The 23,590-nt window shown below is 56.2% G+C and carries 20 protein-coding genes; 10 read left to right on the plus strand and 10 right to left on the minus strand.

The annotated features are described in order from the left end of the window. The first annotated feature begins 51 nt into the window (after nucleotides 1-51). Nucleotides 52-936 (plus strand): 4-hydroxybenzoate solanesyltransferase, encoded by an 885-nt coding sequence (locus RRF56_RS16620; RefSeq protein WP_317034296.1) that lies wholly within the window; start codon nucleotides 52-54, stop codon nucleotides 934-936. 121 nt (nucleotides 937-1,057) lie between these two features. Continuing rightward, nucleotides 1,058-2,569 carry an Asp-tRNA(Asn)/Glu-tRNA(Gln) amidotransferase subunit GatB gene (gatB, locus tag RRF56_RS16625; RefSeq protein ID WP_317034297.1) on the plus strand — a complete coding sequence of 504 codons (1,512 nt, stop codon included), beginning with the start codon at nucleotides 1,058-1,060 and terminating at the stop codon, nucleotides 2,567-2,569. 150 nt (nucleotides 2,570-2,719) lie between these two features. On the opposite strand, the gene RRF56_RS16630 is transcribed toward gatB, so the two are convergent. The 4 genes from RRF56_RS16630 to petC all read right to left on the minus strand — a co-directional run bounded on the left by RRF56_RS16630 (nucleotide 2,720) and on the right by petC (nucleotide 7,799). Then, nucleotides 2,720-3,856, minus strand: a complete 1,137-nt coding sequence (locus tag RRF56_RS16630) for a DUF58 domain-containing protein (protein WP_317034298.1) — start codon at nucleotides 3,854-3,856, stop codon at nucleotides 2,720-2,722. A gap of 327 nt (nucleotides 3,857-4,183) precedes the next feature. After that, nucleotides 4,184-5,974 (minus strand): translational GTPase TypA, encoded by a 1,791-nt coding sequence (typA, locus tag RRF56_RS16635; RefSeq protein WP_317034299.1) that lies wholly within the window; start codon nucleotides 5,972-5,974, stop codon nucleotides 4,184-4,186. A gap of 267 nt (nucleotides 5,975-6,241) precedes the next feature. Beyond that, entirely contained in the window at nucleotides 6,242-7,207 is a 966-nt protein-coding gene (gene petA / locus RRF56_RS16640) for a cytochrome f (protein ID WP_317034300.1), read from the minus strand. Between the two features lie 49 nt (nucleotides 7,208-7,256). Continuing rightward, the gene (petC, locus tag RRF56_RS16645) at nucleotides 7,257-7,799 is read right to left on the minus strand and encodes a cytochrome b6-f complex iron-sulfur subunit (RefSeq protein ID WP_317034301.1); all 543 of its coding nucleotides are present in this window, start codon (nucleotides 7,797-7,799) and stop codon (nucleotides 7,257-7,259) included. A gap of 461 nt (nucleotides 7,800-8,260) precedes the next feature. Here petC and RRF56_RS16650 point away from each other — a divergent pair, with 461 nt between their 5' ends. Together RRF56_RS16650 and RRF56_RS16655 are read left to right on the plus strand one after the other, a co-directional pair. Then, the gene (locus RRF56_RS16650) at nucleotides 8,261-8,578 is read left to right on the plus strand and encodes a DUF3067 family protein (protein ID WP_410510626.1); all 318 of its coding nucleotides are present in this window, start codon (nucleotides 8,261-8,263) and stop codon (nucleotides 8,576-8,578) included. Between the two features lie 277 nt (nucleotides 8,579-8,855). Then, on the plus strand, nucleotides 8,856-9,851 hold the full coding sequence (locus RRF56_RS16655) for a ribose-phosphate pyrophosphokinase (protein WP_317034303.1): 996 nt from the start codon (nucleotides 8,856-8,858) through the stop codon (nucleotides 9,849-9,851). A gap of 77 nt (nucleotides 9,852-9,928) precedes the next feature. Here the strand turns inward: RRF56_RS16655 and RRF56_RS16660 are convergent, their stop codons facing one another. After that, nucleotides 9,929-10,381: a DUF3531 family protein gene (locus RRF56_RS16660; RefSeq protein WP_317034304.1), complete on the minus strand. Its 453-nt coding sequence runs from the start codon at nucleotides 10,379-10,381 to the stop codon at nucleotides 9,929-9,931. 59 nt (nucleotides 10,382-10,440) lie between these two features. Next, the gene (locus RRF56_RS16665) at nucleotides 10,441-11,277 is read right to left on the minus strand and encodes a Sll0314/Alr1548 family TPR repeat-containing protein (protein ID WP_317034305.1); all 837 of its coding nucleotides are present in this window, start codon (nucleotides 11,275-11,277) and stop codon (nucleotides 10,441-10,443) included. Nucleotides 11,278-11,659: 382 nt separating this feature from the next. Here RRF56_RS16665 and RRF56_RS16670 point away from each other — a divergent pair, with 382 nt between their 5' ends. Together RRF56_RS16670 and rsmG are read left to right on the plus strand one after the other, a co-directional pair. After that, nucleotides 11,660-12,316: an ABC transporter ATP-binding protein gene (locus RRF56_RS16670; RefSeq protein ID WP_317034306.1), complete on the plus strand. Its 657-nt coding sequence runs from the start codon at nucleotides 11,660-11,662 to the stop codon at nucleotides 12,314-12,316. Nucleotides 12,317-12,351: 35 nt separating this feature from the next. Further along, a complete protein-coding gene (rsmG, locus tag RRF56_RS16675; protein WP_317034307.1) occupies nucleotides 12,352-13,089 on the plus strand; it encodes a 16S rRNA (guanine(527)-N(7))-methyltransferase RsmG in 738 nt (245 codons plus the stop codon). Nucleotides 13,090-13,369: 280 nt separating this feature from the next. On the opposite strand, the gene hisIE is transcribed toward rsmG, so the two are convergent. Then, nucleotides 13,370-14,020 (minus strand): bifunctional phosphoribosyl-AMP cyclohydrolase/phosphoribosyl-ATP diphosphatase HisIE, encoded by a 651-nt coding sequence (gene hisIE, locus RRF56_RS16680; RefSeq protein WP_317034308.1) that lies wholly within the window; start codon nucleotides 14,018-14,020, stop codon nucleotides 13,370-13,372. Nucleotides 14,021-14,316: 296 nt separating this feature from the next. Between hisIE and RRF56_RS16685 the strand changes: the two genes are divergently transcribed. The 4 genes from RRF56_RS16685 (at nucleotide 14,317) to secG (ending at nucleotide 18,865) form a co-directional block, all read left to right on the plus strand. Beyond that, the gene (locus RRF56_RS16685) at nucleotides 14,317-14,736 is read left to right on the plus strand and encodes a hypothetical protein (RefSeq protein WP_317034309.1); all 420 of its coding nucleotides are present in this window, start codon (nucleotides 14,317-14,319) and stop codon (nucleotides 14,734-14,736) included. 198 nt (nucleotides 14,737-14,934) lie between these two features. Beyond that, nucleotides 14,935-16,644 (plus strand): ABC-F family ATP-binding cassette domain-containing protein, encoded by a 1,710-nt coding sequence (locus RRF56_RS16690; protein ID WP_317034310.1) that lies wholly within the window; start codon nucleotides 14,935-14,937, stop codon nucleotides 16,642-16,644. A 286-nt stretch (nucleotides 16,645-16,930) separates the two neighbouring features. Continuing rightward, nucleotides 16,931-18,529, plus strand: a complete 1,599-nt coding sequence (gpmI, locus tag RRF56_RS16695; protein WP_317034311.1) for a 2,3-bisphosphoglycerate-independent phosphoglycerate mutase — start codon at nucleotides 16,931-16,933, stop codon at nucleotides 18,527-18,529. 81 nt (nucleotides 18,530-18,610) lie between these two features. Next, nucleotides 18,611-18,865, plus strand: a complete 255-nt coding sequence (secG, locus tag RRF56_RS16700; RefSeq protein ID WP_317034312.1) for a preprotein translocase subunit SecG — start codon at nucleotides 18,611-18,613, stop codon at nucleotides 18,863-18,865. 163 nt (nucleotides 18,866-19,028) lie between these two features. Here the strand turns inward: secG and RRF56_RS16705 are convergent, their stop codons facing one another. The 3 genes from RRF56_RS16705 to RRF56_RS16715 form a co-directional block, all read right to left on the minus strand. Further along, nucleotides 19,029-19,733 (minus strand): hypothetical protein, encoded by a 705-nt coding sequence (locus RRF56_RS16705; protein ID WP_317034313.1) that lies wholly within the window; start codon nucleotides 19,731-19,733, stop codon nucleotides 19,029-19,031. A gap of 428 nt (nucleotides 19,734-20,161) precedes the next feature. Continuing rightward, a complete protein-coding gene (locus RRF56_RS16710; RefSeq protein ID WP_317034314.1) occupies nucleotides 20,162-21,658 on the minus strand; it encodes a DEAD/DEAH box helicase family protein in 1,497 nt (498 codons plus the stop codon). A 133-nt stretch (nucleotides 21,659-21,791) separates the two neighbouring features. Then, nucleotides 21,792-23,555: an NAD-binding protein gene (locus RRF56_RS16715; protein ID WP_317034315.1), complete on the minus strand. Its 1,764-nt coding sequence runs from the start codon at nucleotides 23,553-23,555 to the stop codon at nucleotides 21,792-21,794. Nucleotides 23,556-23,590: the final 35 nt, after the last annotated feature.

Below are 23,590 nucleotides of genomic sequence, written 5' to 3' on the forward strand. Positions count from 1 at the left end.
CCGAGGGCCGCTATGCTGAAGACTGTATCCCTACAGTGATCCCCGGCGACTATGGCGAGTCCTTCTACCCGTCCTCGACCCTCCCTTTTCGATGCCATCATTCGACTGTTGCGTTGGGACAAGCCGGCTGGGCGACTCATTTTAATGATCCCGGCCCTGTGGTCGGTGGTGCTGGCCGCCGAGGGGCAGCCGCCGTTGCCATTAGTGGGTGTCATCATCTTGGGCACTCTGGCGACCAGTGCAGCTGGCTGCGTCGTCAACGACCTGTGGGATCGTAACATTGACCCCCATGTGGCCCGCACCCGTACCCGCCCCCTGGCGGCCCGCGATCTCACGGTACAAGTCGGTTTGGGCGTCCTGCTGGTATCGCTGCTCTGTGCCTACGGGTTATCGCTCTATCTCAATGCCCTTAGCTTTTGGCTCTGCGTGTTGGCGGTGCCATTTATTTTGTTCTACCCGCTGGCAAAGCGGGTGTTTCCGGTGCCGCAGCTGGTGCTATCTCTGGCTTGGGGGTTTGCGGTACTGATTCCCTGGGCAGCGGTGAAGAGCACCCTAGAGCTGCCCGTATGGATATTGTGGCTTGCCGTGGTGCTCTGGACCCTCGGCTTTGATACCGTCTATGCCATCCCCGATCGCGACGACGATCGCCGCTTGGGCGTCAATTCTGCGGCCCTTTACTTTGGTGACTACACCCCCCAGTTTGTGGGCTTTTGCTATTTAGGCACCTGGCTGCTGTTCATTTGGCTAGGCCTATTGCTCTTTTTGGCTCTGCCCTACTGGCTGGGGTTAGCGATCGCGCTGATGGCCTGGTCCCGGCAGTCATATCTACTCAGCCGTTACAACCCACCCTTGAGCCTCTACGGGCAAGTCTTCAGGCAAAATGTCCAGCTCGGCTTCGGGTTGCTAGTCGGTATGATTTTAGGCATGCTGCTCTAATTCCCACTTTCCTGACTGGCTAGCTTGGCCGTAACTCGGCAAACGCCGTTGCTGGCCCACCTCCGCACCCCCTCCAGAGCTACAATAGGCAAGCTACTGTGATTGTCCATTGGAGCGGTCTATGACCACTGCGGCCCCTGCCAAAACCAAGTATGAAGCTGTCATCGGTCTTGAAACCCACTGCCAGCTGTGCACCGAAACCAAAATTTTCTCTCCGGCCTCCACGGCCTTTGGTGCCGACCCCAACACCTACATCGACCCCATTGTGCTAGGCATGCCTGGGGTGCTGCCGGTGCTCAACCAGCGGGTGCTAGAGTACGCCGTAAAAGCTGGGCTAGCGTTAAATTGCCAAATTGCGCCCTACTCCAAGTTTGACCGCAAGCAGTACTTCTACCCCGACCTCCCTAAAAATTATCAAATCTCCCAATACGATCTGCCTATTGCTGAGCATGGCTGGCTAGAAATTGAGCTGATCGATAAGAAAACTAAGGCCGCCACCCGCAAGCGCATCGGCATCACCCGCCTGCATATGGAAGAAGACGCGGGTAAATTGGTGCACGGCGGCAGCGCTAGCGGAATCGCGCGGAACGAGACTCGCATTGATGGCTCGACCCATTCTCTAGTCGACTACAACCGAGCTGGCGTGCCGCTGATTGAAATTGTCTCTGAACCCGACATTCGCACCGGTCAAGAGGCCGCTGAGTATGCCCAGGAACTGCGCCGCATTGTGCGCTATCTGGGGGTTAGCGACGGCAACATGCAGGAAGGGTCGCTCCGCTGCGACGTGAATATCTCCGTGCGTCCGGTGGGCCAAGCCGAGTTTGGCACCAAGGTGGAGATCAAAAACATGAACTCCTTCAGTGCCATTCAAAAGGCGATCGAGTACGAAATCGAGCGGCAGGTCAAGGCCAACGAAGCGGGCGAAACCATCGTTCAAGAAACTCGTCTGTGGGATGAAAGCAGCCAGCGCACGAAGAGCATGCGGGTCAAAGAAGGCTCCAGCGACTACCGCTACTTTCCCGAGCCCGATCTGCCGCCGATTGTGGTGTCGGTGGAGCAAAAAGAGAGCTGGCTAGCCGATCTGCCTGAGCTACCGGCCCAAAAGCGCACCCGCTACGAAACAGACTTCGGGCTATCTCCCTACGATGCTCGTGTGCTCAGCGATGAGCGGGCGATTACCGAATATTTTGAGGCAACCGTAGCCGCAGGGGCCGACCCCAAACTCACCTCCAACTGGATTACCCAGGACATCGCGGCCTACCTCAATACCGAAAGACTCTCGATTGATGCCCTGCCCCTGACCCCAGTTGCTCTAGCAGAGCTGGTGCAACTGATTGAGGCAGGCACCATTAGCAACAAAATCGGTAAAGATCTGCTGCCGGAGTTGCTGACCCAGGGCGGTTCCCCCAAAGCCCTGGTAGAAGAGCGAGGTCTGAGTCAAATTTCTGATCCCGCTGAAATTGAGGCCATGATCGATGAGGTGCTCGCGGCCCATCCCGAAGAACTCGCCGCCTATCGCGGCGGCAAGAAAAAGCTCCAGGGCTTCTTTGTAGGGCAGCTCATGAAGCAGAGCGGAGGCCGTGTGGATCCAAAATTGAGTAATCAACTACTTAGTCAAAAGCTGAATCAATGAGATCTAGTAGTTTCATTGATAAAAGTTAATGAGGGGTCATACCCCCCATGCAAATTTTGAGCTAGCATGGTATCTAGATGCACCCTGATGGTAGGGAGAGCTGTTTTGAGCTCTCCTTTTTTTTGTCTATTTTTTGGATGGCTACCATTGTCAAGGCAGGTTGGACTGGAGTTGAGGCTCTAGGGGTAATGTGGAGTTGATGGTTAGGGTGCTGATGGTGCTGCTGACCCCAGGATTGTCACCGCCTCCCCAGACGAGTTGACGGCTGCCACTGGGCAGAGTGATGGGTTGTGTGCCAGTGGTCGTGAGCCACAGCGTGGGTGCCTGAAGGAGGGTGCCGCCGCGATCGCTAGTGGCTGCCATAGTCACCTCCGCTAGGGCATACATGACCCGGCTAGAGTCTCGCAAGGTTTGTTCGCGGGGCAGCCACAGGGCAGCGGCAAACCCTTGCTTGAGGGCATAGGTGTAAAGCGACGCGGCAGCGATGACCGCCTGTTCAAAACTAGCGTCATCCCAGCGGGCGGCGGTGTTCAGCGCCACAATAATTTCGCGACTAGCCGTCATCGTTTCAAGCTCACGTACCCGCAACTCACCGTAGCGGGCACTGGTGCGCCAGTGAATCAGCCGGGTAGGGTCACCCCAGCGGTAGGGCCGCAGCGATCGCGTTACCCCCTGAGTATCTGCTTTCGCCTGAGGGCTGTAGCGCCAGTGCTGACCATGGCGAGAACCTACGGTGTCTAGTAGAGGACAGCGCTTAAGGGGCAACACCTGGGGATAAACCACCGCTGTAGCCGCTGCCATCGTTGTTCGGCGGCACCAGAATAGTCCTAGAGGCGCGGCTGTGCGTAAGTCAGCTGTCTGCCAGTGATAGACGCCACGGCGGGTGGTCGGCACCTGATAGCGCCAGGTGTAGGTTTGGCCTCCCGGTAGCAGACCTACAGCTGTGGTTTGAAGCCCTCCCAGCCGAGGCGGCAGGCAGTCAATGACTTGAAATAGCCCCTTTGACTGCCGTTGGGAGTTGCGCACCCGTAGCTCGATGTCTAGCGGCACTTCAGCCGTGACCGGTTGGATGACCGATCGCGTCACAACCAGGCCCTGGAGGTTACGCGGTGGCAATAGCGCGGCTACCAGCAGCAGTGCCAGCATGACGCCGCTAATAACGTAGAGCCAGCCTGCCAGGGTATTGGTGGCCGCCGCAAAGAAGAACAGGGCTAGACCTAACAAAATCCAGCCTACGTAGGCTGGGTTAACCCAGCGATGCTCTAGCCACTGCGTGAGTCGTTTCAAACCGCTTATCCCCTCGGTCAACTGCTAATAAATTGAGCGCCAGGTAATCCTAAATCTTGCGTAATCGCCCCCGATTGAGTAGAGCAAATGCGATAAAGCCTCTAGCTTAGCTACGCCACGCCCCTATGGTTTTGCCTTTTAGAAAACGGGGTTATGTGATTCGGAGTTGGTATAACTTGGCTTGCAGGTCTCTGGCACCATGCCTCAGCATACCCAACCGCTGTGTTAGCCCAGCGGTTTAAAAACCAAAACGCCTACATCCTGATGCTCTGCGCGTGAAAGCAGGCGAGATGTAGACGCTTTGGGTCGAGCCTAAACTCAGATGGCCTAACGCTTGGCTAACTTTTTAGTCATCTTGCGCAGACGAATCGACTCGGGAGTGATCTCTACGAGCTCGTCAGGGCCAATGTACTCTAGGGCCCGTTCTAGGCTCATATCGACAGGGCTTTGTAGCTGCACCAGTTCGTCGCCGCTAGCAGCCCGGTGGTTGGTCAACTGCTTAGTTTTGCAGATATTCAGTTCGAGATCCTGGTTGCGGTTATGCTCACCCACAATCATGCCCCTATACACCTTAGTGCCGGGGGTAATGAAGAACACGCCGCGATCCTCAGCGTTCTTGAGGGCGTAGAAGGTGGCCACCCCTTCTTCAAAGGCAATTAGCACCCCGTTTCGACGAGCCTCAATGTCACCACCGAGGGGGCGGTAGTCTAAGAAGCTGTGGTTCATGATGCCTTCGCCTCGGGTCAGACGCATGAACTCGCCGCGAAAGCCAACTAAGCCCCGAGCCGGAATCACAAACTCAAGCGTGGCACGACCGTCTCCCATAATCCGCATGTCTTGCAGTTCGCCTCGGCGCTGGCCGATACGCTCCATGGATCCACCCACGCCATCTTCGGGTACATCGAGCACCAGCAGCTCGTAGGGTTCGCAGGGCTGACCGCTGACTTCGCGGTAGATCACCTGGGGCTGGGAGACCTGAAACTCGTAGCCTTCCCGGCGCATGGTTTCGATCAAAATGCCCAGGTGCAGTTCGCCCCGGCCCGAGACCGAGAAGCGATCGGGAGAATCGGTGGGTTCGACCCGCAGCGCCACGTTGGTCTCTAGCTCACGCATCAGGCGATCGCGCAGCTGCCGCGAGGTGACAAAGTTGCCTTCTTGCCCCGCAAAGGGCGAGTCGTTGACCACGAAGGTCATCTGGAGGGTGGGCTCGTCCACCTTAATCAGCGGCAGCGCTTGAGGGTTGGTGGGGCAGGTGATGGTTTCACCGATGTTGGCATCGGCAAAGCCGGCTACCGCCACAATGTTGCCCGCCGAGGCCTGCTCGATCTCAATCCGGCTCAGACCTTCAAAGCCCAGCAGTTTGGAGATTTTTGATTTCACCAGGCTGCCGTCTTCTTTCACCAGGGCGGCCTGCTGCCCTGCATTGATGGTGCCGTTGTGGATTTTGCCGATTACAATCCGGCCCAGGTACTCGGAATAATCGAGGGTGGTGACCTGAATTTGCAGGGGCTTTTCGGGATCGCCGACGGGAGGAGCCACGTGGTCGAGAATAGCCTCGAACATGGGCTTCATGTCTACACCCTCGTCTTCGAGCTTGGTTTTGGCATAGCCCGCCAGCCCCGAGGCAAACAGGTAGGGGAATTCGCACTGATCGTCGTCGGCACCCAGCTCAATAAAGAGATCGAGCACCTTGTCGACCGCGCCATGGGGCTCTGCCTGGGGGCGGTCAATCTTGTTGACCACCACAATGGGACGCAACCCCTTCTCCAAAGCCTTTTTCAGCACAAACCGAGTCTGGGGCATCGGGCCTTCGTTGGCATCGACGATCAGAATGCAACCGTCAACCATACCCAATACTCGCTCGACCTCACCACCAAAGTCAGCGTGTCCAGGCGTGTCAATGATGTTGATCAGGGTCTCGCCGTAGCGGACGGCGGTATTCTTCGACAGAATGGTGATGCCCCGCTCCCGCTCTAGGTCGTTCGAGTCCATCACGCAGTCAGGTACGGCTTCCCCTTCGCGAAAAATGCCGGACTGCCTTAGCAGGGCATCCACCAGTGTGGTTTTGCCGTGGTCAACGTGGGCAATAATTGCAACGTTGCGAATGGGAAGCGTCATACTCTGTAAAACCTGGGCGACAACAAGCGGGCAACGAAACTACCCCCGAGCGCCAAACGTTAGGAAGCTCAAGACAAGTTCCGAATATGCAAAAAGACTTAACAATTGTAGCTTACCAAACAGACCCCTGACGAAAGCGTCTCGAGTAATTCAGCTGTGCTGATCCTAAAAACGCCGAAAAGAGGGACGCTATTAGCGTCCCTCTTTTCAAAGAGGCTTGAGGGGCCGAGCTGAGCTAGACCCTCAAGGCCGTGATGGAAGTCTAGGCTAGAAGGTCATGCCAGCGGCCTGAACTTTCTCGACCTGTTTCTTCTTCAGCACCAGCATAATCTGGGTCAGCATGACGGCTGCGATGAAGGCCACCAGACCCTTAATGCGGTTAGGGCTTTGCAGCACAATCTCTGTATCCATCTGACCAAAGCCACCCACATTGGGATTAGCAGTCAATGGCTTACCAGCTTCGACCACATCGCCTGCGGCAACTAGCAACTCAGGGCCAGCGGGAATGGTTTCGGTGATAGTGCCACCCGCATCAGACTGAATCGTAACCACATAGCCACCCGCTGCTTGGGGCTCAACATCGGTCACGGTGCCGCTAGCAGTGGCGTTGTAAGCGGTATTGTTGCTAGCCTGACCCGTGGGGTATACCTGACCACGACCGCGGTTGCCACCGACGTGAATTTGGTACTTTCCAAAGGAAACCGAGCGATCTTGGCTGGGGTCTGGAGCCAGCACGGGGAAGATGATTTCCTGATATTGTTCGCCGGGTAGGGGACCTACCAGCACAATGTTTTCTTGAGTATCGCTGTAGGGCAAGAAGTAGGTGCTGCCCACTTCTTCTCTGAGCTCCTCAGACATCCGCTCCGGGGGGGCAATCTTGAAGCCTTCGGGCAATACCACCACAGCGCCGACGTTTAGCCCGCCTTTGCTGCCGTCGCCCAGCACCTGCTGGGTGTTGAGATCGTAGGGGATTTCAACTTTGAGCTTAAAGACTGAATCGGGTAAGACGGCTTGGGGCACTTCCACCTTGGTGGGCTTAGCCGCCAGGTGACAGTTGGCACAGACAATCCGACCGGTGGCTTCGCGAGGGGTTTCGTAGTTTTCTTGGGCCCAGAAAGGGTAAGCCTCAGCGCTCTGGGGAACCGCCAACCAGCCTGCAAACACCGTCAGAATGGCGGCACAGGTGATGGCAAGAGGGCGCAGGCCATTGATTAAGGAGATGAATCTATTCATGCGTTCAAGGGTTGTGTCAACTGGGGTGTTTGTCGCAGTTTGCCGTAGCCTAGGCCCACCAGGGAGATTCGCCGGTGCGGAAGTCGGTTTCAGTCCAATCGGTTAGAGAAACTTTGTCGTCTTCTGTGACATCGGCGTGGGCTAAGGCTAGAGATAACGGTGCTGGCCCACGCACGACTTTACCGGTGGCATCGTACTGAGACCCGTGGCAAGGACACATGAATTTGTTTTCACTGGCGTTCCAGGGCACCACACAGCCCAAGTGGGTGCAGATGGAGTTGATGCCGTAGCTTTCTAGGGAACCACTTTCTTGCACTACCAGGTAGGTCGGGTCGCCTTTGAGGCCTTGTACCAACACGCGATCGCCGGGGTTGTGGGTTTCCACAAACTGGCTCGCAATCACATCGTTGCCCAGTTCGTTTTTGGCGGTTACCCCGCCCCCACCGGTGCCGCTAGACGGCGGGACGAAGTACTTAATAACGGGATATAACATGCCCCCGACGGCTCCAGAGGCAGCCCCCAGCAGCAGCAGGTTCATAAATTGGCGGCGTCCCAAATCAGGGACATCGGAGGTTCCAGAAGCTTGAGTCATAATCCAGACTGGTATACCTGTTTCAAACGAATAACAGCTATCAACGGCGGTGGCTGAAACCTAGACCCATAGGGGAACATACTGTCCTTACCCTGGGCCAGGTAAACCCTTGACGGGGCACCAATTGGAGCAGTCCTGATGTCGCTGACCACGCCTTTAGCTTTACCAATCGTATTATTGCACCTTGCTGTTCGCCGAAAATCATGACTAAAGGTTAACTGGCTTAAGCGATCGCAGATTCTGGCTTTCAGAGGGGTGCAAAACGCTATAAAACAAGGATTTCGGCGTTTAGGAAGGGATGAGAGGCTGTTTGAAGAATTATTAAGCCTCAGAACCTAACTTTATGGATGGTTTAGTCGGTTTATAAGGGAGTGCATCTTGGGCTTAGTGCGGGTGAGTCGACAGGGCGTATTGTAAAGAAATGTATGGGTGGCGGCGATGGTGATGGCAAAGGTGGCGGCATGACAGGGGCAGATTTGCAGGGGCTTCTCATTGAGAAATGGGGCTACTCCTTTGATATTCAGTTCCGACGTACCCAGGGCAAAATATTTCTCCAGGTCATGTGGCGCTATCTAGAGCAGGCATCGTTTCCCCTCAGTGAAGACGAGTATTTGACCCATCTTGACCGGGTAGCGCTCTATCTCAACGAGTGGGGGCAAGTTGACTATGTGCAACGGTGGATCGCTGAAACCCGCGATCGCCCCCGTCTGGGCAAAGCCGTCAGTGTTCCCCTCTCTTTGGGAGAGCGAGCGCTTGAATGGCTAGCCGACGAGTTTTAGGTTAGTTAACCTGTGAGTAGATATGTGAGTAGATAAATGGGGGCAACACTAAAGCCCAGCGCAGCCTAAGGCTGACCTAGCCAAAAAGCGGCCACGATGCCGCAGCTCAAACACTCGCCCTTGGTTGGGGTTAAGGGCTTGTTAGGCGCAGCCCTGTTAATAACGAGTATGTTTTTTAGCCCGGTGCTGGGTTATAAGGGTAAATACTCAAAAGCTTTTGAGGGGAGAGTGTTACGATTTTCTAGGTGAAACTGCTCCAAAGGAAGAGGGCTAAGCTGTGATTCGTTCTGCCACCGCACCGCTTCAAACGTCGTTGCTGCCCAGTTTTGGGGATAACAGTCGCCTGAAGCTTTTTTCTGGCTCAGCCAATGTTGATTTGGCTAGAGAAGTGGCCCGTTATCTAGGGCTTGATCTTGGCCCCATGGTGCGCAAACGCTTCGCCGATGGTGAAGTTTATATCCAAATTCAAGAGTCGATTCGAGGCTGTGATGTTTACCTGATTCAGCCCACCTGCTATCCGGTGAACGATCACCTGATGGAACTGCTGATTATGATCGATGCCTGTCGACGAGCCTCGGCACGGCAGATTACGGCGGTAATTCCCTACTATGGCTATGCCCGCGCCGATCGCAAAACCGCTGGTCGAGAGTCAATCACCGCTAAACTCGTGGCCAACCTGATGACTAAGGCCGGGGCCAGTCGGGTGCTGGCCATTGATCTACACTCTGCTCAAATTCAAGGATATTTTGATATTCCCTGCGACCATGTCTACGGCACGCCGGTGCTAATCGACTACATCGCCAGCAAAAAGCTAGAAGACCTGGTGGTGGTCTCCCCTGACGTGGGCGGTGTGGCCCGCGCCCGTGCCTTTGCCAAAAAATTAAACGATGCCCCTTTGGCCATCATTGACAAGCGTCGTCAAGCCCACAACGTTGCTGAGGTGATGAACGTGGTGGGGGATGTGCGGGGCAAAACCGCCGTGCTGGTCGATGACATGATCGATACCGCTGGCACGATTTGCGAAGGGGCTCGCTTGCTGAAGCAAGAGGGGGCTAGGCAGGTCTATGCCTGTGCCACTCACCCCGTCTTCTCACCGCCCGCTGTAGAGCGCCTATCGGCAGGGCTGTTTGAGGAAGTGATTGTCACCAACACGATTCCGATGACGGCGGCTCGCCAGTTTAAGCAGCTGACGGTGCTGTCAATGGCTAACCTCTTAGGCGAAGCCATCTGGCGGATTCACGAAGAAAGCTCCGTCAGCAGCATGTTCCGTTAATCCGTTAAATAGTCCTACCTCATTAAAGCCAGTGGGTCACGGCAGTGCTGTCATGGCCCACTGGGTTCAGGCATTAGTTAGGCGTCTTCATCGACAAATTCGGGCTGACCGCTGCCTGGAATGGGCCAGTCAGAATTTTCGCCTCCAATGTAGCAGGTCTCAACGACGACATATTCACGGCTGAACTGCTCTAAGGCATTGATCAGCACGTCAATCGCCAGGGCATCGCTAGTGCCTAGATCAATCCAACAACGCGCCCACAGCCCGTCGTATTCCACTTCGCCAATGTTGTGCATGACCGACAGCATGCTGTTGCTGAGCTGGTTTTGGTCGTAGGGTAGATAGCTAATATCGAGCCCCGTATCTTGCACCTGGAGGTTTTCGGCGTTAAACCCGCCTAGTTTGCCCAAGAAAAACCATGACGAAAAGACTTCGTCAACGTACTGCTGTTCCATGACGGAGGGCACGGTTTCAAACTTGAGCCAGATCCAAAGGTTAAAGAAGTCGCACTCGCGAAATTCGACCTGCATAGCAAAGCCCTATACTGCATTACTCAGCATAGGGCTTAACCAGCAGAACCGTTCGGAGACTAACGCGCGTTGAGTTGCGATCTCTCAGAGCAGGCCTCGGGCACTACGCCCTCTGCGAGGCAGGCCTCGTAGGCAATTTGTCTGGCCGTGGATGTCGGCAGTTGATCGGCGTAGGTCAGGGCCGATCGGTAAAAGGGCAAGCTGGCCTCATACTGCTGTTGAAGGAATAGAATCTGAGCCTTCAAGTAGAGCAAATCGGGGTTGTTGGGAGCTGCGGTCAGCGCCTTATCCACCTCCGTTAGTGCCTCGGGGTAGCGGCCTAGGTCGCGCATGCCAATGGCAACCCCCCGGTGCGATAGGTAGGCTGGGCGGCCATTTTGCAGTCGGGCAATCGCTTGATCAGGATTGGCAAAGGGTAAGTTGACTGCCAGCAGCAAATCCATAAAGCCTTTGAGCAAGCTGAGCTCGGGATCATTGCGATCGATGCGCTCTGCCGCCTCCAGTTCACTAAAGACCCGCTGCAAAAGGCGCAGGGCCGTGGGAGTGCCCCGAGCAATGCCCTGGGTTTGCAGAACGTGGGCTCCTTCCATAAAAATCCCCACTGCCGTATAGAGGTGGCCTCGCAGGGGGTCGGTAGCCTTGAGTGCAGCGGCGGTTTGTTGGGTCAGGCGGGCCTGTTGGGCCAGCTTGTCTAAGTCTTTATTGAGATAGCCTAGAGCGGCGGCGATGGCATAGTTCATGGGCTCATCGGGTTCATCGGCCATGGCCTGGCCAACCAGAGTCTGAGCTGCCGTGTAATTTCCCTCATAAAACAGTGCATTAAACACCGCTTCAGTGCTGTCGCCAATAGAGTGGGGATTGTTGGGCCGAAACGGATCCCCCGCTTGGGCTGCCATGGGTGCTAGTCCGAGGAACGCTGTGGTGAGAGTGCCTGCCAATACTGCTTTGCAGCGTGAACCCAGGCGAGTCGGGATGAGCCGAGCATTTAAAACCATAGTGAATTATCCGTTACGACCTGAAGCATTGAACCGAAACCGTACGACATGGAGGGAAAGATGCCTGCTCGATCAACTATCGTGGTCCTTGATGGCTCAATTGTGGCGAATTCCAGTGGAGTTTGTGGCAGTAATGTTACAGAAGCTACACTGGCCTAGCTCCTACCTAAATTGCTATTCGGTCTACCAAGACCAATCCTGTAGGGCAAACTGGAAATAGGCTGGCTTGAATGGTGCCTGCTCAATCCAAATTTATCGCCCATTGTTTTACTGCTGGGGTGGCATGCTCTATCTTCGTGAACTCACTTACCATCCACCGGCCAGTCAAACGGCTATTTTGAAAAACATTTCTCTGGAGCTGCCACCCCAGCACCTGGGGTTGATCTACGGCCCCAGTGGCTCGGGCAAGAGCACTCTGCTGGAGCTGATGGCGGGGTTTGCCCAACCCACCCAGGGTGCTATTCAGTGGCGAGAGCAAGACTTAGACCCAGAGGCACTGCGGCAGTTGGCCGGGCTGGTCTTTCAATTCCCAGAACGCCACTTTTGTGGTCACAGTTTGCTAGAAGAATTGCGTCTAGGGCATCCAGAACTGGCTCGCAACCAAATTGAGCAAGCCCTAAAGGCGGTTGGGCTGGACCATCTGCCACTTAAGGCTGGCCCCCATGCGCTCAGCGGCGGGCAGCAGCGGCGGTTGGCGCTGGCGGTGCAGTTGATTCGCAAGCCCTATCTACTGCTGCTAGATGAGCCTACGGCGGGGCTAGACTGGTCTATGCGTCAGCAGATCATTGGGCTGCTCAAGCAGCTGAAGCAAAACTGGACGCTGCTGGTGGTTTCTCACGATGCAGATGAACTGGCTCATCTGGCCGATCGCTGTTGGCAGCTCGACCACGGCAGGCTTAGAGCGGTGCCTCAAACTACACTGTCATCCACAGCAGGATAGGGTGGATAGGGCCTCAACGGCAGGATAGGGAACACATGAATCAATTGCCGACGTCCAGCGATCGCTGGCAAAGCACTTTGCACTGGCAGCCGACGGATGACCAGCAAGAGCGCTTTCAGACTCTTTACGACGCTATTCTGCTGGCTAACCAGCAGGTTAACTTAACGCGCATTACCTCCCCCGCTGATTTTTGGGAAAAGCACTTGTGGGATTCGCTCCAGGGGGTAGCGCCGTGGTTGAGGGAGGCTGGAGCCAGCGCTCCGGGGCTCCGAGTGGTGGATATTGGTACCGGGGGTGGGTTTCCTGGCCTGCCGGTGGCGCTGGTGTTTCCCCATTGGGCGATCGCTCTGCTCGATGCTACCCGTAAAAAACTTGCCGCGCTAGAAACCGTCTGTGAACGCGTGGGGATCGATAACGTTAGCTTTTTGCCCCAGCGGGCTGAGCAGGTTGCCCACCAACCTCTCCACCGAGAGGCCTACGACTTGGCTCTGCTGCGGGCCGTTGGCCCAGTCAACACCTGCGCTGAGTACGCCCTGCCATTGCTCAAATTAGGGGGGCAAGCCGTGCTCTACCGAGGCCAGTGGACGGCGGCAGAAGAAGCTGGGTTAACCGCCATTCTCCAGCGGTTGGGGGGGCAGCTGAGCGAAGTGCGATCGCAGGTCACGCCTCTAACCCAGGGCGTGCGCCACAACGTCGTGCTCACCAAGGCAGAGCGCACGCCTGACCAGTTTCCGCGTCTGCCGGGGATTCCGGCGAAGACGCCGCTGGTTTAAGGGTGGATGAGTGGGAGGGTAGGAGGGTGGATGAGTGGGAGGGGATGGGGGAGGTTAGGAGGTAAAGAGGTTAGGAGGTAAAGAGGTCAAGAGGTCAGGAGGTAGAGAGGTTACTTGGTTGACGTTGTGGATCGGATTCTTCTGAGGCTGTAGGGGTAAGAGGCAAATCATTCCGATAGCAGGCAACGCCACGTTTGTTTCCCACCTGATTTTTGGCTCATCCACTTCCTCTTCTACCCATCCACCCATCCACCCATCCACTCTCCACCCTTAAGTCCCGTCACCGTCTCCGCGCCTGAAGCTTGCGGTAAACGTCCTTAATATCGACCCCGTGGTGGGCCAGGGCGACGAGGGTGTGATAGATCAAGTCGGCGGCTTCTCCGGCTATGCCATCAGCGTCATCGTCTTTGCAGGCCATCACTACTTCAGCGGCTTCTTCGCCAATTTTTTTGAGAATTTTGTTGTCGCCCCCCGCCAGCAATTTGCAGGTGTAGGAGGCGGGGTTGGGGTGGTCGCGGCGATCGCAAATTACCCCAAACACTTGCGAGAGCGTGTCAGCTGGGGGCGCAACTTTGTGGTCGTCGATCTGGTGAAAGCAACTGCGCTCGCCAGTGTGGCAGGCGATGTCACCCAACTGTTCTACGGTGACTAGCAGGGCATCGCTGTCGCAGTCGTAGCGGATCGACTGCACCTTTTGCACATGGCCCGAGGTGGCCCCCTTGTGCCAAAACTCTTGGCGCGATCGGCTCCAGAACCAGGTTTCGCCGGTGTTTAAGGTCTTTTGCAGCGACTCGGCATTCATCCAGGCCATCATCAGCACGGTGCCGTCGAGGTAGTCTTGCACGATGGCAGGCACCAGCCCCTGGTCGTTGTAGCGAATGCGATCGATGGGCACAGCGGTGGCAAAGGGCGAAGACGGAGAAGTGACCATGGCAGGGCGATAAAACATCCTTACCCACTCTAGTATTTCTTGGTCTGCGCCCAGACCCGATGCGCCAGAAATGGAAAGCCGACTTGCCTGGCCCTACCCACCGCTCTCATAAACGCCTAACCCGATACAAAACGCGGATTGAGCGAATTCGTCCTAACTTTTCTGCCAACAAAAGTTAACATAGTAGTTAACAAACCTTCAGCTAAGTCTAGTCTGGCTATCTGCCCTGCTCAAGGGCGCTTTGCCTGCGGGCTTGGCTCATTCGACCTTACTCTTTACAGACGCAGGAGAGTTTCATGACTGGATTTATTCGCGGGTTGTTTGGCGGCAAAGCTAAGAACCCCGGAGAAGCAGACCGCCCGGTGCGGCAGCAACCCGCTGCTCAGCAACCCACCATTAAGCAAGTTGGCGGAGCTTACTTTTTGAGCGAAGACGACGCCAAGAGCTACGGCAACATCGAGTACATGCGATCGTCTAAAACCGTGCGGCGCACGTATGCCAAAAAGCGGGGTGAAACCGGGGAGAAAGAAAGCATTCGGCAAATTTCTGCGATGGAAGCTAAGCGCCTGCAAGACCAGGGCTTGTCTGTGGAAAAAATTTCCCAGGCCGACGTTTCTGTGCAACCCGCCTTCAAGAAGGATGCGAACTCCGATCGCCGCAAGGTTGATACCAATCTCGATATGTTTCGCAAAATGGCAAAAGACATCAAGAAGTAGTCACTCGCTACTGGGGCTAATGCCCTGCCAATGAATAACGGGGACGTAGCTGAGCTGCGTCCTTTTTTTGTGAAAATCTGACGTATGGATTTTTCTCTCAAGGATGAATTAGCGACATAGCGCAGAAGTCGACAACCTGGCCCCATTTTTCGTTACCTTTGGTAAAGATTCGTTTACTCCCCGCCTTTGGAGCCGCCCATGCTGCGTTTAGAACACATCAGCAAGATTTACCCCACTGGGGAGGTGCTCAAGGACGTGAACTGGGAGGTGAAACCGGGCGATCGCATTGGTTTAGTCGGCGTCAACGGCGCGGGTAAGTCGACCCAGCTCAAGATCATCACTGGCAAAATTGAGCCCACCACCGGCACGATCATTCGCCCTGCTGACCTCAAGATCGCCTACCTGTCGCAAGAGTTTGAGGTTGACCCCAGCCACACTGTGCGTGACGAATTTTGGACCGTATTTAAAGAGGCCAACGAGGTGCAGTCAAAGCTGCATCACATTCCCACGCTGATGGAGAGTGCCAACCCCGACGAACTCGACAAGCTGATTCACGAGTTGGATAAGCTACAGCGGCGCTTTGATGCCCTGGGTGGCTACGGCTTAGAGTCACAGATTGAGAAGATTTTGCCTGAGATGGGGTTTGAGGCGGCTGACGGCGATCGCTACGTCAGCGAGTTTAGCGGCGGCTGGCAGATGCGTATGGGCCTAGGCAAAATTTTGCTACAAGCCCCCGACGTGTTGCTGCTCGACGAGCCCACCAACCACCTTGACCTCGACACCATTGAGTGGCTTGAGGGCTACCTCAAAAAGCTCACTACCCCGATGGTGATCGTTTCTCACGACCGGGAGTTTCTCGATCGCCTCTGTACCCAGATCGTTGAGACCGAGCGCGGCGTCTCTACCACCTACCTGGGCAACTACACGGCCTATTTGACCCAAAAGGAAGAGAATCTAGCCGCCCAGCTCAGTACCTACGAGCGCCAGCAAAAAGAAATTGCTAAACAGCAGGCCTTTGTCGATCGCTTTCGGGCCAGCGCTACCCGCAGCACCCAAGCTAAAAGCCGCGAAAAGCAGCTCGACAAGGTAGAGCGGATTGAGGCCCCCACCGGCAGCGTCCGCACCCTGCACTTCCGCTTTCCCCCTGCTCCCCGCAGTGGCCGCGAGGTAGTCACTATTGCCGATCTGACCCACAACTACGACGAGAAGATTTTGTTTCTGGGGGCCAATCTGCTGATCGAACGGGGCGATCGCATTGCGTTTCTGGGCCACAACGGCTCGGGCAAATCGACCCTGCTGCGGATGATCGCCGGTCTCGAAACTCCCACCGACGGCCAAGTCGAGGTGGGCAACCACAATGTGATCCCCAGCTATTTTGAGCAAAACCAGGCCGAAGCGCTAGATCTCGAAAAAACTGTGATCGCCACCATCCACGACGAAGTGCCCGACTGGACCAACGAAGAAGTGCGTACTCTGCTGGGGCGGTTTCTGTTCACCGGCGATATGGCATTTAAACAGGTGAAAGCTCTGAGCGGTGGCGAAAAGGCCCGTCTAGCGCTGGCCAAAATGCTGCTGAGCCCCGCCAACCTGATGATGCTCGACGAGCCCACCAACCACCTAGACATTCCTGCTAAGGAGATGTTGGAGGAGGCTCTCCAGCATTACGATGGCACCGTGCTGTTGGTGTCCCACGATCGCTACTTCATCTCCCGCGTCGCAACCAAAATTGTCGAAATTCGCGATGGTGAGCTGCGCCTGTATCGGGGTGACTATCATTACTATCTCGACAAGGTGGCCGAAGAAGCCGAGGCCGCCAAGCAAGCGACCCTAGACGCCGAGCGAAAAGCCAAGGCTGCCGCCAAGCGCCAGCAACAGCAGGCCAAGCGTAAGGCCAACGCTACAAAATGATGCAGATGTAGAGTAATATGCCTTTTATAAAAAATCTTGCTTAAATTAAAGGTTTACCTACCCCTTAGCTGGCGCAGCAAGTTTAGGCTGAGCCCAAGTGTGCGATCTTCGATCCCTTGACCGCGGGTGGTTCTGCGGTGGTGTAAGGCTAAGTTATCTACCTAAGCGCTGTTTAAAGGGCGCTGCTTAATGACCGATCCAGCGCTGCCCCGGCTCAGAACCGAGGCTGATTTTCTGGATAGTATGATTACTAAGACGTTAGTCCAAGTCCCAAGGATTCTTACCCATGAGTCAAACGTCAATTCCGCCGATGGTGTTAATCATTCTCGACGGCTGGGGATACCGGGAAAATAGTGATGGCAATGCCGTTGCTGCGGCTAAAACTCCGGTGATGGACAGCCTCTGGGCTGCCTACTCTCACACCTTGATTCGCACCTCGGGTAAAGATGTGGGGCTCCCTGAGGGCCAGATGGGCAACTCTGAGGTCGGCCATCTCAACATTGGTGCGGGGCGCATTGTGCCGCAAGAACTGGTGCGTATTTCTGACGCCGTGGAAGATGGCACCCTGCAAGAGAATGAGGCCTTACTAGAGGCCTGTCAGGGAGTTCGCTACCGCAACAGCAAGCTGCACCTAATTGGGCTGTGCTCAGAGGGCGGAGTGCATTCGCACCTGTCGCACCTGTTTGGCTTGCTTGAGATGGCTAAAGCCCAAGATATTGATCAAGTTTGCATCCACGTGATTACTGATGGCCGCGACACTAAGCCGACCGAAGGCAAAGTGGCGGTACAAAAAATTCAGGACTACGTTGATCAACTGGGTCTGGGCCGCTTGGTCACCCTCAGTGGCCGCTACTACGCGATGGATCGAGACAACCGCTGGGATCGCGTCGAGAAAGCCTATCGGGTCATGACTGACCCTGGCCCCGGCAGTGGCCAGACGGCTATGGAAGCGCTGCTGGCCTCCTACGAGCAAGATATTAATGACGAGTTTGTGGAGCCGGTGCGGCTGGCCCCTGGGGCGATCGCTCCTGAAGACGGTGTCATTTTCTTCAATTTTCGCCCTGACCGGGCCCGGCAACTCACCCAAGCTCTGGTTGACCCGAACTTCCAAGGCTTTGAGCGAGAACTCATTGCCCCGCCTAACTTCGTCACCATGACTCAGTACGATCCCGAGATGCCAGTCAAAGTGGCCTTTCAGCCCCAAAATTTGAGCAACATTTTGGGTGAGGTGATAGCCAATCACGGCCTGAAGCAGTTTCGCACCGCTGAAACCGAGAAGTATGCCCATGTCACCTATTTCTTTAATGGCGGTCTCGAAGAACCCCTCGAAGGCGAAGATCGAGAGCTAGTGTCTAGCCCCATGGTCGCTACCTACGACAAGGCCCCCGCCATGTCAGCGGCAGCCGTCACTAACACCGCTCTGGCTGCGATTGAGAAAGGCATATATTCCTTAGTGGTAATTAACTACGCCAACCCCGACATGGTCGGGCATACCGGCAAGATGGATGCCACTATCACCGCCTTGCAGGCTGTTGACCATCAGCTAGGCCTACTGATTGACGGCATTGGCAAGGCCGGGGGAACAGCGATTATCATTGCCGACCACGGCAACGCTGAGCTGATGTGGGACGAAAACCACAAGCCCTGGACGGCCCACACCACCAATCCGGTGCCCTTTATTTTGGTTGAAGGGGAGAAGCTCAAGGTACCTGCCTACGGTGGTGACGTCAACCTGAGAGAAGACGGGCGACTGTCTGATATTGCTCCCACGATTCTGCAAATTTTGGGTCTGCCTCAGCCCCCAGAAATGACCGGGCGATCGATGTTTCTCCCCGCCGATATGGAGATTCGCAACAACCGCACTCCGGTGAAGCTCTCAATCTAGGCGTAAGCCTAGATCGGGTCTGAAAGGGTTCTGGGGCTTGAGGTATAGTGAAGATTGGGTTTGAACTAGGCTAGGAACGCGATGATAGTTACCACAATTTTGAAGGTCATCTGGATGGTGGCAGCCGTGGGTCTGACGGCTTTGGTGCTGCTGCACAGCCCCAAAGGCGATGGCTTGGGCGGTTTGGGCGGGCAGGCTCAGCTGTTTACCAGTACCAAGAGTGCTGAAACAACGCTTAATCGCGTCACCTGGACCCTCACGGTACTGTTTATGGGCCTCACGGTTGTGCTGAGTGCAGGGTGGCTAGATGCCGCAGCGACTACTCCGGCTCTTTAGACTGCTAGAGTCGGGCCAGCCGCCAGTTAATCACGGCTGATGGGTCCGACACTGTTGTAAGTTTTGGTGTGTGAATTTGTTGAGAGTAAGCCCTCTGAGCTAGCTAGCTCAGAGGGCTTTTGTTTGTGCCAGTTCTGGTTGCACAAGGATATTTGGCCCAGAGTTACCAGTCGCCAGACATGACCGCTAACGCTTGGCCCGTAGTGGTGATGATGCTCAGGGGCAATCCTTGGCTGCTCTCTTGCCGAGGAAACTGCACAAGTTGAAGCCCAGCCTCACCAGGTTCAACGGTCGCGACGTATTGATTGTCTTGCCAAGCTAGGTTCACCAGGCGGTGATGCAGCAGCCATATTTCAGCCAGATCACCCTGGTTAATTTGCTCGGCTTGGTCACCGTTGTAGCAGTCCCAGGTGTTCTCTAGGGCCGTCCATACCCCAGAGAGATAGAGGGGATCGGTGCGGGCGCTGAGACCATAGGTGGTGAATGAAAAAACGTCGTGGCTCCACCAGTCTTTGGCGATGTCTACCAGGGGATCATTCTGGAGGTCTAGGTCATTACCGTAGCGGGGCATGGTTTCGAGCTGCTTGAGTTGAGCATGCTCAGAGGGGCGCTGCCAGTCGGGTAGGTTAACGCAAATGGTGGCTGCGATCGCACCCCTGGGCGCTTCGTCGATCGCCGAGTTGGCGGGTACATCGAGCTGAGCCAGGTAGGTGGTGAGAGTCGGCTCTGCAGTGCTATGGCGCAGCAAGCTTGTCTGCAGTGGGCTGGGGTAGAACGGTTGGGCCAGAGGCTGGCTGGAGGCTGTTAGTAGCCCCGCTGAACCAGCACCGAGGGTAAGCAGTAAAACCGTGGCAAACAAGTGACTCATGAAGGCAGGCAGGGATCAAAAATGGGATGAGGTCGGTTCGATAGGGACGATCGCCCAGACACTGCCCAGAGGGCATGGTACAGAGGACTGGAGCACAGGGGGAGAAAACCCAGATTACCTGCTTTGGTCTTCCTTGGCGGTCTTTCTTAACTTGGGGCTGGGATGTGGCCCAAGTTTGGGTGACAGCCTGAAAAAAGGTTGGCGTTAACAGGTGGGCTGTGGGGAGAAGCCCAAGGTAGATCAACCCGGTTGGGAGAGGTGATGAGACTGCTGGCATCAGGTCTGAGCGTTGAGGCTCCTAACCTTGGTCCGGCAAGACTTTTGCCTATTACTAAGATAGCGGTTGAGGGCTTTTGTGAGCGGTAATTCTTGCCACTTCTTCGGGATCATTTCAACTGGCCTAAGGAGGGTTGTTTTAAGGGATTGGCCTAATAGGGCAGGTCGTCCAATTCGGGCGATGGTGCCTCAGCCGCTCGGGGCACCGAGGGCAGGGGATCAGCTCTATAAACGGGTTTGACGGGAACCAACTCAAGCTGGCGCGGGCGATCAGGGGAGGACTGCACCCCCTGACGGCGGCGGTTGGAGATCGCCTCTTCGGTGGTTTCTTCTGCAACTACCTCGTAGAGCACAGCCTGTTTGTGGCCACTGCCCTTGCGGAGAATGCGCCCCAGCCGTTGTACATATTCGCGGGTAGAACCGCTGCCCGACAGCAAGATGGCCACCCGGGCCTCGGGCACATCGACCCCCTCATTGAGCACGTGGCTGACCACCAGGGTGGGATAGTCGCCGCTGCGAAACCCTTGGAGAACGGCATGGCGCTCTTTGACTGGGGTTTGGTGGGTGATAGCGGGGATCAAAAATGTCTCGGAAATTTGGTAGACAGTGCTGTTGTCGTTGGTAAACACAATAGTGCGATCGGGATAGTGCTGGGCCAATAGATCGGCCAAGACCCGTAGCTTGCCTTCGGTGCCCAGGGCGATCGCCCGCGCTTCTCGATGGGCGAGCATGGCCCGTCGCCCCCCCGCCGACTGGGCGCTGGCGCGGACAAACCGCTGCCAGCCCTGGGCCGAACTCAGCCAAATGTTGGCTTCCTGCAAAAAGTGGTTGCGCTGGGCGATTAGCTGGTTATAGCGCGATCGCTCCTGACTAGAGAGCTTGACCTTAATCGGCACAATCTGGAAGGGCGCTAGGGCATGGCCTGACAGATCGGCGGCTGACTTGGCGTAGACCACTGGCCCCAGCAGGTGGTTGAGATCGTCGTGGCGACCGTCGGCCCGGTCTGGGGTTGCGGTGAGGCCTAGGCGATAGGGCGCGATCGAATATTCGGCAATGACTCGGTTAAAGTCGCTGGGCAGGTGGTGACACTCGTCGCAGATCAGCAGAGCATATTGGTTGCCTAGGTTCTCGGCATGGATGGCGGCGCTATCGTAGGTGGCGACCAAAATTGGTGTGCGGTCTTTTGATCCCCCGCCCAGGAGCCCCACATCGATATCAGGAAAGGCGGCCTTGAGGTGGGCATACCACTGGTGCATGAGGTCTAAAGTAGGCACCGTGATCAGCGTGGGCCGGGGCGTAGCCTGCATGGCCATCTGGGCCAGATAGGTCTTGCCGCTGGCGGTGGGCAACACCACCACGCCGCGCCAGCGCTGATCGATCCAAGCCTGAAGGGCCTCTTGCTGGTGCGGGTAAGGGGTTAGGCTCAGCTGGGGATCAAGCGCTAGTGAGGCAAAGGTCTGGGCCTGATCGCTAAAGGGCACTTGCTCGGCCCGCAGCTTTTCTACCAGGGCGCGATACTGCTGGGCCGGGATCCGGAATTTTTCGATGCGATCGTCCCAATGGGCGAAGTCAACCCAGCTTTTGCCGCGCGGGGGCGGGTGGAGAATCAGGGTGCCGCGATCGTAGGTGAGGGTAGGGGTGCGCCCCATGGGTGCCAGTAATAAACAGAGGGTGCTCTGACGCTAGCATAGCCATCCTGGGGCGCATTGCTGAGGTGTGGCTAAAATTGGCAACCTCTGGGCCAGTTTCTGGGCCAGTTGTGCGTAGACTGTCCCGTTTGCGTTAGCTGCTGGTGTCTTGGCCGACTGGGGTAGCACTGTACTGAAGGCATTTGAGCCGATTGGCGGGCATGGTGAGATAGAGCACATCGCCGTCGGTCAGGGTGATGTCTAAGAGATCATCGCCGTGGATGGCGCGGTGTGCTTTAGAGGCTGTCCTTGGAGTCTCGCGACGCTCAAGGTACAGGGGAACCAGATGAACCCTTTGGGCTACGGCCTGCATGGGCTGGTTGTAGAAGGGATGGTGGGGGGTAATCAGCGTGGCGATCGCCACCCACAGCAGATTCCCGGCCATGCCGCTGCCCAAAATGTGACCGCCTAAAGCGGCGGCGGCAAAGGTGGGGGCGGCTAAGTCCATCGGGCTGAGCACTTGGTCAAACTCGAACACCTGTTGCACCTGCTGGGCAAATTCGGCATCGTAGATGCGCACTACAGCGGGCACCTTAGGGCCAATGCTGCGAGCCGTAAGGGCAATTTCTAGGTTGACCGTATCGTCGCTGGTCACTACCAGTAAAGCTTGGGCCGAAGCCAGATTGAGGGTTTCGAGGGTAGAAGTTAAATTGGCGTCGGCAATGATCACCGGAATTTTGCGCGCCTGGACGGCGGGTAAAAAGCGGTTGTGGGCATCTTGCTCGACTACGGCCACCTTATGCCCGGTTTCGTGCAGGTGAATGGCAATGCGGTAGCCCACACCCCCCAGCCCACAGACCACAAAATGGTGCTGGCGGGGCATCCGGGCCACACTCCATAGGCTTTGGAAATGGGATCCTAAAATGAAGTCGTTGAGGAGGGCGTAGCAGATGCCGATCACCCCGGCTCCGATCAACATCATGATGGCGGTAAAGACTTTGATCGGGGCCGATGCCTTTTCGGCTACCTGCTCTTGGCCGCCAGCGCCCGTAATCATACCCACGGAAAAATACAGTGCGTCAACCCAGCTGGTGTTGAGGTTGTGCCATAGGTAGGTAAAGGTGGCTAACCCAATGGTGAGCAGCAGGGCCAGAATCACCATTAACGTGGCGCGGGCGCGACGGCGACCGTGGTCGAGGGTGACCAGCAGCCGCTGCCAAAACTGGGAGACATGGCGCGATTGTAGCATTGGCTGCTGGGGGCGGGTGGCTACGACAATGCGATCGCCCGGCTGCAACACCTGCCCCGTCACCACAGCGGTGACTAAATCAATGGAGCTATGGGCGGAGTCGTAGTGAATCAACAGCTGGGATCGGTTGTCCCACATCGCTTTGAGCGGTTTGCCATGCCAGGGATGGGCGGCATCAATCACCTCTTCATACATTGGCCAGGTGAGATCAAACAGGCGCAGTTGCCCCATGGCGCGATGGCCCTTGGCGGCGAAGGCAAACAGCGGTGCCGCCAGGGCGGCGCTGCTGAGGCTGACGTGGTGGGGCAGGGTATGGTCGAGGCGATCGCCCAATCTGATATTAAACAGCCGGTTAATAATCCGAATGTTGGGATTGAGCAAGCGCGCCTGGGTCAGAATTGCCAGGTTGAGAGCATCGTCTGAGGCGGCCAGCACCAACGTTTGGGCCTGGTAAATGCCTGCCTGAATCAGAGTCGAGGCCGATCGCAGTTCTCCGACCACTACATCGCCCTCTACCTCAGGCATCGGGTGGTAGCTGATGCCGACTACTCTAGCCCCCTGCTGACGTAGCAGCGTAAAAATTCTCAGCCCCGTGCGTCCCAACCCGCAGACAATAATGTGGGGCAGTACCTGGGGCAGATCCCGAGGTTGAGAGGAGATCCCGACCATAGTGAGCGATCGCAGAGACTATCCTCTGTTGTCGA

This window comes from Nodosilinea sp. E11 (assembly GCF_032813545.1).
Lineage (GTDB): Bacteria > Cyanobacteriota > Cyanobacteriia > Phormidesmidales > Phormidesmidaceae > Nodosilinea.

Excerpts from the sequence above, each read along its gene's own strand:
- RRF56_RS16690 (WP_317034310.1), top strand. The coding sequence starts at position 14,935 with ATGCTGCGTTTAGAACACATCAGCAAGATTTACCCCACTGGGGAGGTG.
- RRF56_RS16685 (WP_317034309.1), top strand. The coding sequence starts at position 14,317 with ATGACTGGATTTATTCGCGGGTTGTTTGGCGGCAAAGCTAAGAACCCC.
- rsmG (WP_317034307.1), top strand. The coding sequence starts at position 12,352 with ATGAATCAATTGCCGACGTCCAGCGATCGCTGGCAAAGCACTTTGCAC.
- typA (WP_317034299.1), bottom strand. The coding sequence starts at position 5,974 with ATGACGCTTCCCATTCGCAACGTTGCAATTATTGCCCACGTTGACCAC.
- gatB (WP_317034297.1), top strand. The coding sequence starts at position 1,058 with ATGACCACTGCGGCCCCTGCCAAAACCAAGTATGAAGCTGTCATCGGT.
- gpmI (WP_317034311.1), top strand. The coding sequence starts at position 16,931 with ATGAGTCAAACGTCAATTCCGCCGATGGTGTTAATCATTCTCGACGGC.
- RRF56_RS16715 (WP_317034315.1), bottom strand. The coding sequence starts at position 23,555 with ATGGTCGGGATCTCCTCTCAACCTCGGGATCTGCCCCAGGTACTGCCC.
- RRF56_RS16705 (WP_317034313.1), bottom strand. The coding sequence starts at position 19,733 with ATGAGTCACTTGTTTGCCACGGTTTTACTGCTTACCCTCGGTGCTGGT.
- secG (WP_317034312.1), top strand. The coding sequence starts at position 18,611 with ATGATAGTTACCACAATTTTGAAGGTCATCTGGATGGTGGCAGCCGTG.
- petC (WP_317034301.1), bottom strand. The coding sequence starts at position 7,799 with ATGACTCAAGCTTCTGGAACCTCCGATGTCCCTGATTTGGGACGCCGC.
- RRF56_RS16670 (WP_317034306.1), top strand. The coding sequence starts at position 11,660 with ATGCTCTATCTTCGTGAACTCACTTACCATCCACCGGCCAGTCAAACG.
- RRF56_RS16650 (WP_410510626.1), top strand. The coding sequence starts at position 8,261 with ATGACAGGGGCAGATTTGCAGGGGCTTCTCATTGAGAAATGGGGCTAC.
- RRF56_RS16665 (WP_317034305.1), bottom strand. The coding sequence starts at position 11,277 with ATGGCAGCCCAAGCGGGGGATCCGTTTCGGCCCAACAATCCCCACTCT.
- RRF56_RS16660 (WP_317034304.1), bottom strand. The coding sequence starts at position 10,381 with ATGCAGGTCGAATTTCGCGAGTGCGACTTCTTTAACCTTTGGATCTGG.
- petA (WP_317034300.1), bottom strand. The coding sequence starts at position 7,207 with ATGAATAGATTCATCTCCTTAATCAATGGCCTGCGCCCTCTTGCCATC.
- RRF56_RS16620 (WP_317034296.1), top strand. The coding sequence starts at position 52 with ATGGCGAGTCCTTCTACCCGTCCTCGACCCTCCCTTTTCGATGCCATC.
- RRF56_RS16710 (WP_317034314.1), bottom strand. The coding sequence starts at position 21,658 with ATGGGGCGCACCCCTACCCTCACCTACGATCGCGGCACCCTGATTCTC.
- hisIE (WP_317034308.1), bottom strand. The coding sequence starts at position 14,020 with ATGGTCACTTCTCCGTCTTCGCCCTTTGCCACCGCTGTGCCCATCGAT.